At 73.0% G+C, this 14791-nt stretch carries 13 protein-coding genes; 6 read left to right on the top strand and 7 right to left on the bottom strand.

From position 1 onward, the window contains the following. Window position 1: 1 nt before the first annotated feature. Window positions 2-2128: a S9 family peptidase gene (locus QMG39_RS07075; RefSeq protein WP_281883478.1), complete on the bottom strand. Its 2127-nt coding sequence runs from the start codon at window positions 2126-2128 to the stop codon at window positions 2-4. Window positions 2129-2265: 137 nt separating this feature from the next. Here QMG39_RS07075 and efeU point away from each other — a divergent pair, with 137 nt between their 5' ends. Genes efeU through QMG39_RS07055 form a run of 4 tightly spaced genes read left to right on the top strand, consistent with a single transcriptional unit; the run spans window position 2266 to window position 6234 of the window. Next, window positions 2266-3210: an iron uptake transporter permease EfeU gene (gene efeU / locus QMG39_RS07070; protein ID WP_281883476.1), complete on the top strand. Its 945-nt coding sequence runs from the start codon at window positions 2266-2268 to the stop codon at window positions 3208-3210. Between the two features lie 53 nt (window positions 3211-3263). Beyond that, a complete protein-coding gene (gene efeO, locus QMG39_RS07065) occupies window positions 3264-4472 on the top strand; it encodes an iron uptake system protein EfeO (RefSeq protein WP_281883473.1) in 1209 nt (402 codons plus the stop codon). Next, window positions 4469-5788, top strand: a complete 1320-nt coding sequence (gene efeB / locus QMG39_RS07060; protein ID WP_281883471.1) for an iron uptake transporter deferrochelatase/peroxidase subunit — start codon at window positions 4469-4471, stop codon at window positions 5786-5788. Before efeO ends, efeB begins: the two co-directional genes overlap by 4 nt. A 26-nt stretch (window positions 5789-5814) precedes the next feature. Further along, window positions 5815-6234 carry a VOC family protein gene (locus QMG39_RS07055; RefSeq protein WP_281883469.1) on the top strand — a complete coding sequence of 140 codons (420 nt, stop codon included), beginning with the start codon at window positions 5815-5817 and terminating at the stop codon, window positions 6232-6234. Between the two features lie 22 nt (window positions 6235-6256). Here QMG39_RS07055 and QMG39_RS07050 read toward each other — a convergent pair whose 3' ends face one another. From QMG39_RS07050 to QMG39_RS07040, 3 genes are all read right to left on the bottom strand, one after another. Next, window positions 6257-6889, bottom strand: coding sequence for an HAD hydrolase-like protein (locus QMG39_RS07050; protein WP_281883467.1), 633 nt, complete (start codon window positions 6887-6889; stop codon window positions 6257-6259). A gap of 249 nt (window positions 6890-7138) precedes the next feature. After that, window positions 7139-7834: an endonuclease NucS gene (gene nucS / locus QMG39_RS07045; protein ID WP_281883465.1), complete on the bottom strand. Its 696-nt coding sequence runs from the start codon at window positions 7832-7834 to the stop codon at window positions 7139-7141. Window positions 7835-7967: 133 nt separating this feature from the next. Beyond that, entirely contained in the window at window positions 7968-9230 is a 1263-nt protein-coding gene (locus QMG39_RS07040; RefSeq protein ID WP_281883462.1) for an MFS transporter, read from the bottom strand. Window positions 9231-9438: 208 nt separating this feature from the next. Between QMG39_RS07040 and QMG39_RS07035 the strand changes: the two genes are divergently transcribed. Then, on the top strand, window positions 9439-10512 hold the full coding sequence (locus QMG39_RS07035) for a LacI family DNA-binding transcriptional regulator (protein ID WP_281883460.1): 1074 nt from the start codon (window positions 9439-9441) through the stop codon (window positions 10510-10512). Between the two features lie 293 nt (window positions 10513-10805). Continuing rightward, window positions 10806-12029, top strand: coding sequence for an amidohydrolase (locus QMG39_RS07030; protein WP_281883458.1), 1224 nt, complete (start codon window positions 10806-10808; stop codon window positions 12027-12029). Between the two features lie 290 nt (window positions 12030-12319). Here QMG39_RS07030 and QMG39_RS07025 read toward each other — a convergent pair whose 3' ends face one another. The 3 genes from QMG39_RS07025 to QMG39_RS07015 form a co-directional block, all read right to left on the bottom strand. After that, window positions 12320-12799, bottom strand: coding sequence for a 2'-5' RNA ligase family protein (locus QMG39_RS07025; protein WP_281883456.1), 480 nt, complete (start codon window positions 12797-12799; stop codon window positions 12320-12322). 225 nt (window positions 12800-13024) lie between these two features. After that, complete coding sequence (locus QMG39_RS07020; RefSeq protein WP_281883454.1) at window positions 13025-14368, bottom strand: MATE family efflux transporter; 1344 nt, start codon at window positions 14366-14368, stop codon at window positions 13025-13027. Then, the gene (locus tag QMG39_RS07015; protein ID WP_281883452.1) at window positions 14365-14739 is read right to left on the bottom strand and encodes a YccF domain-containing protein; all 375 of its coding nucleotides are present in this window, start codon (window positions 14737-14739) and stop codon (window positions 14365-14367) included. Before QMG39_RS07015 ends, QMG39_RS07020 begins: the two co-directional genes overlap by 4 nt. Between the last annotated feature and the right edge of the window lie 52 nt (window positions 14740-14791).

Below are 14791 nucleotides of genomic sequence, written 5' to 3'. Positions count from 1 at the left end.
CCTACTCGCCGGACGGGTGCGCACCGGCGGCGTCGATCACCCAGGCGTACGAGAACGCGCGCTCGCGCCAGGCCTTGTACCGGCCCGAGACGCCGCCGTGCCCGGCCGCCATCTCGATCTTGAGCTGGGCGTCGGCCCCGACGTCGCGCAGCCGCGCGACCCACTTCGCCGGCTCCACGTAGAGCACGCGCGTGTCGTTGAGGCTCGTGACGGCGAGGATCGGCGGGTAGTGCGTCTCGTGCACGTTCTCGTACGGGGTGTACGACTTCATGTACGCGTACACCTCGGGGTCGTGCAGCGGGTCGCCCCACTCGTCCCACTCGATGACGGTGAGCGGCAGGTCGGGGTCGAGGATCGACGTGAGCGCGTCGACGAACGGCACCTCGGCGAGGATGCCCGAGAACAGCCTGGGCGCGAGGTTCGCGACCGCGCCCATGAGCAGCCCGCCGGCGCTGCCGCCCTGCGCGACGAGGCGGTCGGGGGCGGTCCAGTCGTCGTCGATGAGCTGCTCGGCGCACGCGACGAAGTCGGTGAACGTGTTGCGCTTGTGCTGCTTCTTGCCGTGCTCGTACCAGAGCCGGCCCATCTCGCCGCCGCCGCGCACGTGCGCGACCGCGAAGATCATGCCGCGATCGAGCAGGCTGAGCCGCGGGATGCCGAAGCCGGGGTCGATCGAGTGCTCGTAGGACCCGTAGCCGTAGAGCAGGGTCGGCGCCGGCTCGCCGGGGGTGACGAGGTCGCGGCGGTAGACCAGCGAGATCGGGATGCGCGTGCCGTCGTCGGCGGTGGCCCAGACGCGGCGCTGTGCGTAGTCGGCCGGGTCGTAGCCGCCGAGCACGGGCTGCTGCTTGCGCAGCTTCAGCTCGCCGGTCTCGACCACGTAGTCGGAGATCGTGGTGGGCGTCACGAAGCTCGTGTAGCCGATGCGCAGCGTGGGCTGCGTCCACTCGGGGTTGCCGCGCACGCCCACCGAGAACAGCTCCTCGTCGAAGGTCAGCTCGTGCGGGGTGTCGTCGCCGTTGGCGCCCTTCGGCACGCGCGCCACCGCGACCCGCGGCAGGCCGTCGCGCCGGTACTCGACGGCGACGAAGTCGCGGAACGCGTCGACGCCCTCGAGCCGGATGCGATCGCTGTGCGGCACGAGCATGCGCCGTTCGCCCTGCGGGTCGTCGGCCGCGACGCTCACGAGCTCGAAGTTCACTGCGCCGTCGTTGTGCAGGATCAGGAGACGGTCGTGCCCGCGTGCGACGGCGTGCTCGATCTCGTACTCGACGCCGCGCACGCGCGGCCAGACGACGCGGAACTCGCCGGTCGGGTCGCTCGCGTCCAGCAGGTGCGCCTCGCTCGTGATGTTCGAGCCGGCCTCGATGACCAGGTACTTCCGGCTGCGGGTCAGCCCGACGCCGATCCAGAACTGCTCGTCGGGCTCGTGGAACACCTGCACGTCGTCGGCCGCCGGTGTGCCGACCTCATGCCGCCAGATCGTGTCGGGGCGCCAGCTCTCGTCGACGGTCGCGTAGAAGACGTACCGCCCGCTCGTGTCGAAGAGGGCGCCGTGCGCGGTGTTCGGGATCTCGTCGGCGAACTCGTCGCCCGTGGCATCCGCCCGCAGTGACCGCAGGCGGATCGTGTAGCGCTCGTCGCCCTCCGTGTCCGTCGCGTAGAGCAGCGTCTCGCCGTCTTCCGTGACGTCGAAGCTGCCGAGCGAGAAGAACTCGTGGCCCTCCGCCTCGACGTTGGCGTCGAGCAGCACCTGCTCGCCCGGCAGGCTGCCGCCGTCCTCGGGGAGCTGCGGCGGGTCCCAGTCGTCGGGGCCGGCGGCGGGCACGCGGCAGTGGATGCCGTACTGCTGGCCCTCGACGGTGCGCGAGTAGTACCACCAGGCGCCCTCGCGCGCGGGCACCGAGAGGTCGGTCTCCTTGGTGCGGTGCCGGATCTCCTCGAACAGCTGCTCCTGCAGCAGCGTGAGGTGCTCGTTGCGCGCCTTCGTGTAGGCGTTCTCCTCGTGCAGGTGCGCGATGACCTCGGGGGAGTCCTTGTCGCGGAGCCACTCGTACGGATCGTGGAACGTGTCGCCGTGGTGCGTGCGTTCGACGGGGCGCTTCGGAGTGTCGGGCGGAGTGAGCACGGATTCAGCGTACGTCGTGGGGCGCGGGCGGGCGAGGGGCTGCTCGCGGCGGGGTGTACGTCGGAGAGAGGTTAGGCTAACCTAAGCGTGCCCGGCTCGTCCCGGCACCTCCCATCCGCACCACGTCGAGGAGCACCGTGCTCGCGAACTACATGATCGGCCTCCGCGAGGGCCTCGAGGCCGGCCTCATCGTCGGCATCCTCGTCGCCTACCTCGGCAAGATCGGCCGGCGCGACCTGCTCGGGAAGCTCTGGGTCGGCATCGCCGGTGCCATCGCCATCTCGCTCGGCGTCGGAGCGATCCTCACCTGGGGCCCGTACGGGCTGAGCTTCCAGGCGCAGGAGCTGCTCGGCGGCATCCTCTCGCTGGTCGCCGTCGGCATGGTCACCTGGATGATCTTCTGGATGGGGCGGCACGGCGCCGCCCTCGCCTCGCAGCTGCGCGGCCAGGTCGACGAGGTGCTCGCCGGCGGATCGGCGCTCGCGATCATCGGGCTCGGCGTCGTGAGCGTCGGGCGCGAGGGCATCGAGACCGCCCTGTTCGTCTGGGCGAGCGTGTCGAGCGGGGCGAACGCCGCGCTCGGCGTCGTCGGCGCGGTGCTCGGCATCCTCACCGCCGTCGCGCTCTCGTGGGCGCTCTCGAAGGGCCTCGTGCGCATCAACCTGTCGCGCTTCTTCACCTGGACCGGGTTCTTCCTGATCCTGGTGGTCGCCGGCGTGTTCGCGTACGCGATCGGCGACCTGCAGGAGGCCGGCCTCATCCCCGGCGCCGGCGTCGCCGCCTTCAGCGTCGCCACCGTGATCTCGCCGTCGAGCTGGTACGGCGCAGTGCTCGCGGGCGTCTTCAACTTCACGCCCGAGCCCACGTGGGCGCAGCTCATCGGCTGGGCCGCGTACCTCGTGATCACGTCCGCCCTGTACGTGCGGCTGCTGCGCGCGCGTCGTGCCCCCGTCGCGCGGGTCGCGCCGGTCGCGTCGCCGTCAGGGGAATCCGACAGCAGGGCGGATACCGCCGAGCCGGCCGCATCCGTGGCCCCTGCCGCCGACCCCGCTCCCGTCCGCCGGGACCACCAACTCGCCTGACCCCGGCCGCTCCGGCCACGTTCCCCCCGCAAGATCGACCCAGGAGTACCCCTATGCCCCGTCGCGCCCTCGTCCCCCTCGCAGGAGCGACCACCCTCGCGCTCGCACTGACCGGCTGCGTCGCCAACGCGCCCGCCGGCTCCGGTGTGGCCGTCGACATCCGCGACGAGTCGTGCGACGTCGCGGTCGCCACCGCCGAGGCCGGCGCGATCACCTTCGCCCTCGCCAACAACGGCACCGACGTCAACGAGTTCGAGATCCTCGCCGACGACAAGCTGCGCATCGTGGGCGAGAAGGAGAACATCACGCCCGGCCAGCAGATCTCCTATGTCGCGCAGCTCGAGCCCGGCACCTACTACACCGCCTGCAAGTTCCAGCAGGTCGGTGCCCCGGTCGGCCTCGCGGAGTTCACCGTGACGGGCGAGGCGACCGAGATCTCGGCGAGCGAGCAGGAGCTCGTCGACACCGCCGTCACCGAGTACACCGCGTACGTGCGCTCGCAGGCCGCCGAGCTGATCCCGGCCGTCGAGGCGTTCGCCGAGGCCTACGCCGCCGGCGACGACGACACCGCGCGATCGCTCTTCGCGGCGACCCGCGTGTTCTACGAGCGCATCGAGCCGACGGCCGAGGCGTTCGGCGACCTCGACCCGAAGATCGACTTCCGCGAGGTCGACGCCGTCGCCGACGGCCTCGACTGGACCGGGTTCCACCGCATGGAGAAGGACCTGTGGGCCCCTGAGGCGGGCGACCTCAACTCCGACGGCCAGGACGCGCTGCTGGACTGGGCGCCGTCGACCCCCGAGGAGCGGCAGGCGTTCGCCGACGGGCTCGTCGCCGACATCACCGAGCTGCACGCGCTCGTGACCGCCGACGAGTTCTCGCTCACCCTCGCCGACATCTCGAACGGCGCGATCGCGCTGCTCGACGAGGTCGCCGCCGGCAAGATCACCGGCGAGGAGGACTGGTGGTCGGGCACCGACCTGAGCGACTTCGCGGCCAACGTGCAGGGCGCGGGCGTCGCGTTCGGCGCCGTGCGCGACATCGCCGAGTCGCGCGGCGACGCGGGCGTGGCGCTCGCCGAGGAGATCGACGTGCAGTTCGACGCGCTCGAGGCCGCGCTCGCCGAGTACGGCTCGCTCGAGGACGGCTTCGTCGACTACGCGACGCTGACCGACGCCGACAAGCGCGCCCTCTCCGACGCGGTCAACGCGCTCGCCGAGCCGCTGTCGCAGCTGACCGCCACGGTGCTGGACGTCGCATGACCGAGCGCACCGCCCACGGCACCCCCGACGAGGCACCCGAGTCCGCGCACGGCGGCGTCAGCAGGCGACACCTGCTGGGGCTGTTCGGCGCGGGCGCGGCGGGCGTCGCGGCCGGTGCCGTGGGCGGTGCCGCCGTCGTCGCCGCGACCGCCGGGGGCGCCCAGGCCGTCTCGGGCTCCGGCGCGGAGCAGTACCCGTTCTTCGGTACGCACCAGGCCGGCATCACGACCCCGGCGCAGGACCGCCTGCACTTCGCGGCGTTCGACGTGGCCGACTCCCTCGACCGCGACGGGCTGATCGAGCTGCTCACGGAGTGGACCGACGCTGCGGCCCGCCTCACGCAGGGCCTCGAGGTCGCCGAGGGCGGCGCGGTCGGCGGGTCCGACGTGGCGCCGCCGGTCGACACGGGGGAGGCGCTCGGCCTGCCCGCCGCGGGCCTCACGATCACGTTCGGCTTCGGCCCCGGCCTGTTCGAGGACGCCGACGGGGTCGACCGCTTCGGGATCGCCGCCCGTCGGCCGGCCGAGCTCGTCGACCTGCCGCGGTTCCAGGGCGACGCGCTCGTGCCGCAGTACACGGGCGGCGACCTCTGCATCCAGGCCTGCGCCGACGACCCGCAGGTGGCGGTGCACGCGATCCGCAACCTCAGCCGCATCGCGTTCGGGCGTGCGAGCCTGCGCTGGTCGCAGCTCGGGTTCGGCCGCACGTCGTCGACGTCGACCGCCCAGGCGACCCCGCGCAACCTCTTCGGCTTCAAGGACGGCACGGCCAACATCAAGGCCGAGGAGCGCGACGCGCTCGGCGAGCACGTGTGGGCGGCACCCGACGACGGCCCCGCGTGGATGGCCGGCGGCTCGTACCTGGTCGCCCGCCGCATCCGCATGATCATCGAGAACTGGGACCGCGTGCAGCTCGGCGAGCAGGAGATGCTCGTCGGCCGGTCGAAGGGCGAGGGCGCGCCGCTCTCGGGCGGCACCGAGTTCACCGAGCCCGACTTCGAGGCGACCGGCGCGGCCGGACAGCCGCTCATCGACACCGCGGCGCACGTGAAGCTCGCGCATCCCACCCAGAACGGCGGGGCACGGATGCTCCGCCGCGGCTACAACTTCGTCGACGGCAACGACGCGCTCGGCCGGCTCGACGCCGGGCTGTTCTTCCTGTCGTTCCAGCGCTCGCCCCAGCAGTTCATCGACGTGCAGCGCAGCCTCGCGGCCGACGGCCTGAACGAGTACCTCAAGCACGTCGGCTCGGCGATCTTCGCGGTGCCCGGCGGCGTGGCCGAGGGCGAGTTCGTGGGTCAGCGGCTCTTCGCCTGACGCGCCCCCGGCGGTAGCGTCGGGGCATGGGGAACGGCGGGAATGGCACGGGGCGGGTGCGGCAGCTGCGGCTGGTCGTCGAGGCCGAGGACTTCGAGGAGGCGCTCGCGTTCTACCGCGACGTGTTGGGCATGCCCGAGCAGGAGGCGTACGAGGCCGACGGCGGCGCGAGGGTCGTGATCCTCGATGCGGGGCGCGCCACGCTCGAGCTCGCGAACCCGGCGCAGACGCGCATGATCGACGACGTCGAGGTGGGCCGGAAGGTGGCCGGCCACCTGCGCGTCGCCTTCGAGGTGGCGGATGCCGCCGAGGTGGCATCCGACCTCGAACACGCCGGCGCGACCGTCGTGGCCCCGCCGACCGAGACGCCGTGGCGCTCGCTGAACGCGCGCTTCGACGGCCCGGCCGGGCTGCACCTCACGGTGTTCCAGGAGCTCGACGACTGAGCCGCGGGGCGCGCGGCTCGCGTCAGGTGAGCAGGAGCGCCCGCAGCTGGTCGATCGAGTGCACGACGGCCATGGCCTCGCCCGCCTCGAGCGGCGAGCCGTAGCCCCACTCGACCATGATCGTGGGCACATCGTTCACGGCGGCGCCGATCGCGTCGTAACCGCGGTCGCCGACCATCACCGGGCTGGAGACGTCGGCACCCTGCTGGCGCAGCCGGCGCAGCGCCTCGGCGACGATGTCGCTCTTGGCCGCGCGCGACTCGTCCTCGCTCGCGCCGCAGATCACGTCGAAGTGCTGCGCGAGGCCGTGGTGCTCGAGGATCTTCGTGGCGAGCGACTCGGGCTTGCTCGTCGCGAGCGACAGCGGCACGCTGCTCATGCCGAGGGTCTCGATGAGCCCGGCCATGCCCGGGAATACGGGCGCGTGCAGCGCGTGCCCCGCGTAGTGGTCGCGGTAGACGTCGACGGCGTGCATCGTCTCGTGGTCGTTGAAGCCGCCGTGCATGCGCATGGTGTCGGCGAGCGGGGGGCCGACGAACAGGGTGAGTTCGTCGTCGTTCGGCACGGGGAGGCCGAGCGTGGTGAACGTGTGCTTCAGCGACGCGATGATGCCCGGCGCCGAGTCGGTGACGGTGCCGTCGAGGTCGAGAAGCACGGCCGACCAGCTTCGGGTCGCTGTCGGCGTGGGGGGAACGGATTCAGACACGCGCGCCATGGTACGCCTCCCCGCTGCAAACGCTCTCACCGCGTTCGGGGGGTACCCCGTGGCTATGGCGGTGAGCGGCCGTGCGGAACGAAGGAGATGTGCGCGCCGTGCGGGCGCGTGGGCGGCGTGTCGGACGAATCGTCCTTCGATTCGCACGGTGGTGCGCTGAGAGAAGGGCTCAGACGCTGAGAGAAAGGTTCAGAAGAGCGTCGGGCGCCCGCTGTCGACGCCCTTCATGGCGTCGTAGTCGAGCACGACGCAGCGGATGCCGCGGTCCTCGGCGAGCGTGCGCGCCTGCGGCTTGATCTCCTGGGCGGCGAACACGCCCTGTACCGGGGCGAGCAGCGGGTCGCGGTTCATCAGCTCGAGGTAGCGGGTGAGCTGCTCGACGCCGTCGATGTCGCCGCGGCGCTTCAGCTCGACGGCGACCGATGCGCCCGAGGCATCCGTCGCCAGGATGTCGACCGGCCCGATCGCGGTCATGTACTCGCGGCGCACGAGGCGGTAGCCGTCGCCGAGCAGCTCGATCTGCTCGGCCAGCAGCGCCTGGAGGTGCGACTCGACGCCGTCCTTCTGCAGGCCGGGGTCGATGCCGAGCTCGTGCGCGGAGTCGTGCAGCACCTCGTGCACCGACACGATCAGCTGGTCCTCGGTCTTCGCGTGCGTCACGCGCCAGCGCTCGGTGATGCCCGCGGCGGCCTGCTCGTCGTCGGGCGCCTCGACCGCGAGGGCGCACGGCGGGCTCATCCAGTTCAGGGGCTTGTAGCTGCCGCCGTCGGAGTGCACGAGCACGCTGCCGTCGGCCTTCAGCACGAGCAGCCGCGTGGCGAGCGGCAGGTGCGCCGAGAGGCGGCCGGCGTAGTCGACGGAGCAGCGGGCGATGACGAGGCGCACCGTGCGATTCTACGTCGGGCGAGCGGATGCCCCTGCTGCCGGCGGGCGCACGCAGCGAATACATGCAACTCCGTGCGACACGCCGTTTCGTTGCATGCTTTCGGCGCCACGGCACCGAATCTGCATGTTCTCGCTACATGCCGGCGGCGCGCGAGCGCGCGCGCGCGGCCGGTGCGGCCAGACCCGACAGCACCATGAGGCCGAGCACGACCAGCAGGCCGTTCAGGATGCCGAACTGCTCGCCGAGGAACCCGATCAGCGGCGGGCCGACGAGGAACGCCATGTAGCCGATGATCGCCACCGCGCTCACGCGCGCGGCCGACTGCGTCGGGTGGTCGGCGGCCGCGGACATGCCGACCGGGAAGCCCAGCGACGCGCCGACGCCCCAGAGCACCGCGCCGGCGACGAGCATCCAGGTCGCGGTGCCGAAGATGAACAGGGCGAGGCCCGCGATCGCGATGACCGCGAGCGCACGCAGCACGGGCACGCGGCCGAAGCGATCGATGACCGGGCCGCCGAGCATGCGGCCGGTCGTCATCGCCACCATGAACGCGGTGAGCATGAGCGCGCCCGCGGTCTCGTCGAAGCCGTGGCCGTCTACGGTCGCGATGGCGATCCAGTCGTTGGCGGAGCCCTCGGCGAACGCCATGCCGAGGATCACCACGCCGATCAGCAGCAGGCGCGGGTCGCCCCACACCGACAGGCCGGCCCGGAAGCGTGCCGACCAGGGCTCGCGTGCCGCGGAGCCCGGTGCCGGGTCGCCGACGGCTTCGCGTCGGGGGACGAATCGCACCGCGACGAGGACGCCGCCGACGACCACGACCGCGACGATGCTCAGGTGCACCGCGACCGCCATGCCGAGCGCCGCTGCGCCGGCGGCGATCCCGGCGCCGACGACCGTGCCGATGCTGAAGAACGCGTGCATGAGCGGCATGATCGTGCGGCCGATCTCGCGCTCCGCCTCGGCGGCGTCGACGTTCATGATCACGTCGACCGCGCCGTTGCCGAGACCGAACAGGGCGAGCCCGACCACGACGAGCGGCAGGGCGCCGAACACGGTCGCGCCGGCGCCGATCGCGACCAGGCCGAGGGAGGCCGTCGCGAGCGCGCCGACCATCCCGGCCCGGGCGCCGATGCGCGCGAGCAGCGGCGGTGCGCCGACGAGGCCGATGATGGATGCCCCGGAGCCGGCGAGCAGCACGAGCCCGACCGCCGCCGTGGAGAGCCCGACGTCGTCGCGGATCGCGGGCAGGCGGGCGACCCAGGCCGACAGGCCGAACCCCGAGAGGAAGAAGACGGCGAACAGCGCGTTGCGCCAGGCGGCGAGCTCGCGGCGGTCGCGGGTGCCCCGGTGCGGCACGTAGGTGGGCTGGGTGTCCGGGGTGGGGCTGGTCATCGTCGGCTCGCTGGTCGTGGTGGTGCTCGCCCCGAGCGGGGTCGAATCGATTCGACTAGAATACCCTGTGGACGCCGGGCAGGACAACGGCGACGGATGCCCCAGCATGGGGCCTGCGGCACCGCACGTCCGCCCCGGGCCGACCGCTCGCGGGACCCGCCCGAGAACCCGGCCCGCCGCATCCCCGATCCCACCACCCGAGGACCACATGCCGACCGGAGCACCCGCCGCCGAGCAGGCGCAGCGCTGCACGCTCGCCGACGTCGCCGCGCGCGCCGGGGTGTCGTCGTCGACCGCGTCGCTCGCGTTCTCGGGCTCGGGCCCCGTGTCGGATGCCACCAAGGAGCGCGTGCTCGCCGCCGCATCCGAACTCGGCTACGCCGGTCCCGACCCCCGCGCCCGCTCGCTGCGGCGCGGCCGCTCGGGCATCGTCGGCGTCGTGGTCGAGGAGCGCGTGCGGTCGGCCTTCCTCGACCCCGTGAAGCTCCAGATGCTCGACGGCCTCTCCGACGCGATCGCGCCGCTCGGCGCCGGCGTGCTGCTGCTCACCGAGACCGGCCGCGGCGCGAACGCGGTGTCGATCGAGGACGCCCCGCTCGACGCCGTCGTGCTCGTCGGCTGCAGCCCGCGGCTCGGCGAGTCGCTCGAGGTGCTGCGGCGCAGGGGCATCCCCGCGGTCGCGATCGAGGGCGACCCGGGCGACGACATCGTCGAGATCGGTATCGACAACCGCGAGGCGACGCGCGCCGGGGCGGAGTACCTGCGGTCGCTCGGGCACACGGATGTCGCGCTGGTGACCCTGCCCTTCGACGCCGCGCGCACGCGCGGGCCACTCACCCCCGACCTCGAGCACGTCAGCACCGCCGACACCGCCAGCGAGCGGTTGCGCGGGGCGCGCGACGTGTTCCCCGGGATCGGCGGACGCGTCGCCGGTGGGTCGTCGATCGAGGAGGGGCTCGAGGCCGCGCGTGCGCTGCTCCGCGATCCGGCCGGCCGGCCGACCGCGATCATCGCGCAGAGCGACCTGCTGGCGGCCGGCGTGATCCGGGCCGCCGAGGAACTCGGCATCCGCGTGCCCGAGGAGCTCAGCGTGATCGGCTTCGACGGCATCCGCCCCGACGGGCTCCAGGCCGACCTCACGACGCTCGTGCAGCCGTCGGTCGCGAAGGGCCGCGCCGCCGGAGAGGCCGTGGTGCGGATGCTCGCGGGCGAGCGCCCCGCCTCGGTGCGTTTCACGAGCGAGCTGCACGTCGGCGACACCACCGCACCGCCGCGCGCCTGACGCGCTGTCTGGCGCGCCGCCGCGTCTGACACGCTGCGCCTACCCGGGCGGCTGCCGCGCCGACCCGGGCGAGACGCGGCCCCGAGGTATCCGCTCGACCGCCCTGCCGTGGGTTCGTATAGCGAAAACATGCAGATCTGACTCATGGCGGCGAATACATGCAACGAGGCGGCGTGTCGCACGGAGTTGCATGTTCTCGCTTCGGGCCGGGCCGGCCCGTGGCATCCGCTCGACCGCCCTGCCGCCGGTGGGCGCCCTGTTCCCGCGCGGCGCGCGCCCCTAGGCTGACCAGCATGGCGATCGACCTCGAGGCGTTGTACTTCGACCTGCACGAGCATCCGGAGCTCTCGTTCGCGGAGCATCGCACCGCGGCGATCGTGGCGGAGCGCATGACCGACCTGGGCCTGGAGGTGTTCGCGGGCATCGCGGGCACCGGCGTCGCGGCGGTGCTGCGCAACGGCGACGGGCCGACGGTGCTGCTGCGGGCCGACATGGACGGCCTGCCCGTGGGGGAGGAGACCGGCCTGCCGTACGCGAGCGAGGCGCGCGGCGTCGACCCGATGGGGCGCGACGTGCCGGTGATGCACGCGTGCGGGCACGACGTGCACATGACCTGCCTCGTCGGCGCAGTCGAGCGGCTCGTCGACGAGCGGTCGCAGTGGCGTGGCACGCTCATCGCGGTGTTCCAGCCGTCGGAGGAGCGCGACGGCGGCGCGCAGGCGATGGTCGAGGACGGCCTCTACGACAAGGTGCCGACGCCCGACGTGGTGCTCGGCCAGCACGTCTCGGGATTCCCGGCGGGCACCGTCGTGGTGCACTCGGGCCCGGCGATGGCCGCGGTGAACGCGATCACGGCGAAGCTGTTCGGCCAGGGCGGGCACGGCTCGCGCCCCGAGACCGCGATCGACCCGGTCGTGATGGCCGCGGCCGCGGTCATGCGGCTGCAGACGGTCGTGTCGCGCGAGGTGTCGCCCAAGCAGACGGCCGTGGTGTCGGTCGGGGCGATCCACGCCGGCACGAAGAGCAACATCATCCCGGCCGAGGCGACGCTCGAGATCTCGCTGCGGGCCTTCGACCCCGACGTGCGGGCGAAGCTGCTCGCCTCGGTCGAGCGCATCATCCGGGCCGAGTCTGAGGCCTCGGCCGCGCCGCGACCGCCCGAGTTCACCTACGGCGAGGACTACCCCGTCACGTTCAACGACCCCGACGCGACCGAGCGCACCGCCGCCGCGCTGCGTTCGGCGCTCGGCGATGCGCACGTCGGCGACCCCGGCCAGATCACCGGCAGCGAGGACGTTGGCATCCTGGCATCCGCCGTCGGTGCCCCCCTCGTCTACTGGTTCCTCGGCGGATTCGCGCCCGAGCTGTTCACCGGCCCGCTCGGCACGATCGAGCCCACGCTGCCGGCCAACCACTCGCCCCTGTTCGCCCCGCTGCCGCAACCGACGATCGACACCGGCGTGACCGCGCTCACCGCGGCCGCGCGCGAGTGGCTCGGCGCGCCCGGCGGCGCCTGACGCCGCGGCCGCCTCGCGCCGGCACGTCGTGATAGTTCGGGCACGCCGACTTCGGCGTGCCCGTGCGACTTCGGCGTGCCCGTGCGACTTCGGCGTGCCCGTGCGACTGGCACGTGCCGGCGCAGGCAGCGCCCCCGGCGCCGGCCCGTCGAAATCGCACGGGCCCGTGCTGGAGCGCGTGCCCGTGCGACTCGGACGGGCCGGTGCGATCGGCACGTGCCGGCGTGGGGGCTGGTGGGTGGACGTGCGGGTGCGGCCGGCCGTGGGTGGGCGGCGGAGGAGTGTGCGGGTCAGGCGTCGGGGAGGTCGCGCACCCAGGCGACGCGGCGGCCGCCGCCGGGCGGGCGCATATCGATGAGCGCGAGCTGGCGCAGCACGAGCTCGTCGCCCTCCTCGGTGCGCGCGTCGGGCTGGTGCGTGATGTGCGGGCGATGGCCCGCGCCCACGTGATCGAGCGCATCGGGCCGCACGGCGACCCGCACGAGCGCGTCGAGCAGGTGCACGTGCAGCGCCATCTCGACGCCGTCGGGATCCTCCACGAGGCGCACCGGCACGTCGTGCTTCCGGCCGAACATCGCGTCGGCGCCGAGGCGCAGGGGCAGGGCGGATGCCTCACCAGACGCATCGGCGAGCACCGCCGCGACCTCGTCGGCGTCCGCCGGCGTGCGGAACGGCGGGATCACGGTCAGGTGCAGCGGCCACGTGCCGACCGGGAACTCGTCGCCCACTCGCATCCGCTCGACCGGCAGCACCACCACGAAGTACCCCATTCGCCCACGCTAGTCCGCCGCCCCCCCCCACCCGCCCGACGGAGTACGCAAACTGCGGAAACCCCTGCGGAGTTTCCGCCACTTGCGTACTCGGTGGGCGGGAGGTGCCGCGACGGAGTACGCAGAGTGCGGAAACGCGGCGAGGATTGCGGCACTTTGCGTACTCGGTGGCGCGGGAAAGCGGTGGCGGTGGCGCGGGAGCGGAGGGCGGGGCGAGCGGACGCGTCAGCGGGCGCCGAGCACCATCCAGCGGGTGCCGCGGGCGCGCAGCGACAGGGTGACGGAGCGGGCGGCGAGGTAGCCGATCGCGAACGCTGCCATGAGCAGGGCGAGCGTCGTGGCGCCGGGGAGGCCGGCCGCGGCATCCGCCCACCAGACGACCGCGAGGGCGAGCGGCACGAAGGCCGCGAGGTTCACGAGGCCCGTCCAGGCGAGGTAGCGCGCGTCGCCGGCGCCGATCAGCACGCCGTCGAGCACGAACACGAGCCCCGCGAGCGGGGTCGAGACGCCGAGCACCACGAGCGTCCACGGCAGCAGCGCGATGACCGCCTCCGACGAGGTGAACAGGGCCGGCAGCACCCACGCGGTCGCGACCACGACCGCTCCGAGCACGACGCCCGCGCCGATGCCCCACTCGAGGCATCGCCGCAGCACTGCGCGCACTCCGGACGCGTCGCCCGCGCCGAGCCCCTTGCCCACGAGCGCCTGCGCCGCGATCGCGAGCGCGTCGAGGGCGAACGCGAGCGTCGCGTACAGCGTCATCGCGACCTGGAACGCGGCCAGCTCGTCGGTGCCGAGCACCGTCGCCGACCACGTCGCCAGCAGCATCGCCGCGCGCAGACTGAGCGTGCGCAGGAACAGCCATCCGCCCGACGCCGCTCCCTGCAGCACGCCCACGTGGCGCGGCAGCCAGCTCGCGCCCACGCGCCGCGCGTGCCCCGCGATCACCACGAGGTAGACGACGACCATGCCCCACTGCGCCACGACCGTGCCGATCGCCGACCCCGCGATGCCCCAGCCGGCCACGTAGATGAAGAGGTAGTTCAGCACGATGTTCGCGCCGAACCCGAGGCCGGCGACCCACAGCGGCGTGCGCGTGTCCTGCAGGCCGCGCAGCAGCCCGGTCGCGGCGAACACGAGCAGCATGGCGGGCAGGCCGGCCATCGAGATCGAGAGGTACACGGATGCCTCCGAGGCGACCGCCTCCGACGCCCCGAACGCGCCCACGAGCAGCGGGGTCGCGAGCCACCCGGCGACCGCGATGACGACGCCGAGGCCGGTCGCGAGCCAGAGCCCGTCGACGCCCGACGATACGGCGCCGCGAAGGTCGCCCGCGCCGAGCCGGCGGGCGACGGCCGGGGTCGTGGCGTAGGCGAGGAACACCATCAGGCCGATGATCGTCTGCAGGACGGCGCTGGCCAGCCCGAGGCCAGCGAGCGGCGTCGCGCCGAGGTGGCCGACCATGGCGGTGTCGGCGAGGAGGAACAGGGGCTCGGCGATGAGGGCGCCGAGCGCGGGCACGGCCAGCCGGAGGATCTCCCGGTCGACCGTGCGCGTGGGTGCGCTCACCGGATGTCGACGATGTCCTTGCCGAGGGGCATCAGCGAGACCGGCACGAGCTTGAAGTTCGCGATGCCGAGCGGGATGCCGATGATCGTGAGGCACAGCGCCAGGCCCGACAGGATGTGCCCGATCGCGAGCCACCAGCCGGCGAGGACCACCCACACCACGTTGCCGAGGAACGAGCCGACGCCCGCGGTCGGCTTGTCGACGATCGTCTTGCCGAACGGCCAGAGCGCGTAGACGCCGACGCGCCATGCGGCGATGCCCCACGGGATCGTGAGGATCAGCACGAACATCACGAGCGCCGCGACGGCGTAGCCGAGGAACAGCCAGAAGCCCGAGAGCACGAGCCAGATGATGTTGAGCAGTGTGTTCATGAGGATTCCAGTATGCGTGACCGCGGCTGGGAGCAGCGATCGGGCAGCCTAC

This window comes from Agromyces rhizosphaerae, assembly GCF_027925245.1.
GTDB classification, from domain to species: Bacteria; Actinomycetota; Actinomycetes; order Actinomycetales; family Microbacteriaceae; genus Agromyces; species Agromyces rhizosphaerae.
The sequence above is the reverse complement of the archived record's forward strand: the minus strand, read 5'-3'. Positions and strand labels throughout refer to the sequence as shown.

Bases quoted from the DNA above. Each gene is read 5' to 3' on its own strand.
- QMG39_RS07040 (WP_281883462.1), bottom strand. From the start codon at position 9,230: ATGACCAGCCCCACCCCGGACACCCAGCCCACCTACGTGCCGCACCGG.
- QMG39_RS07030 (WP_281883458.1), top strand. From the start codon at position 10,806: ATGGCGATCGACCTCGAGGCGTTGTACTTCGACCTGCACGAGCATCCG.
- efeB (WP_281883471.1), top strand. From the start codon at position 4,469: ATGACCGAGCGCACCGCCCACGGCACCCCCGACGAGGCACCCGAGTCC.
- QMG39_RS07015 (WP_281883452.1), bottom strand. From the start codon at position 14,739: ATGAACACACTGCTCAACATCATCTGGCTCGTGCTCTCGGGCTTCTGG.
- efeO (WP_281883473.1), top strand. From the start codon at position 3,264: ATGCCCCGTCGCGCCCTCGTCCCCCTCGCAGGAGCGACCACCCTCGCG.
- QMG39_RS07035 (WP_281883460.1), top strand. From the start codon at position 9,439: ATGCCGACCGGAGCACCCGCCGCCGAGCAGGCGCAGCGCTGCACGCTC.
- QMG39_RS07025 (WP_281883456.1), bottom strand. From the start codon at position 12,799: ATGGGGTACTTCGTGGTGGTGCTGCCGGTCGAGCGGATGCGAGTGGGC.
- QMG39_RS07055 (WP_281883469.1), top strand. From the start codon at position 5,815: ATGGGGAACGGCGGGAATGGCACGGGGCGGGTGCGGCAGCTGCGGCTG.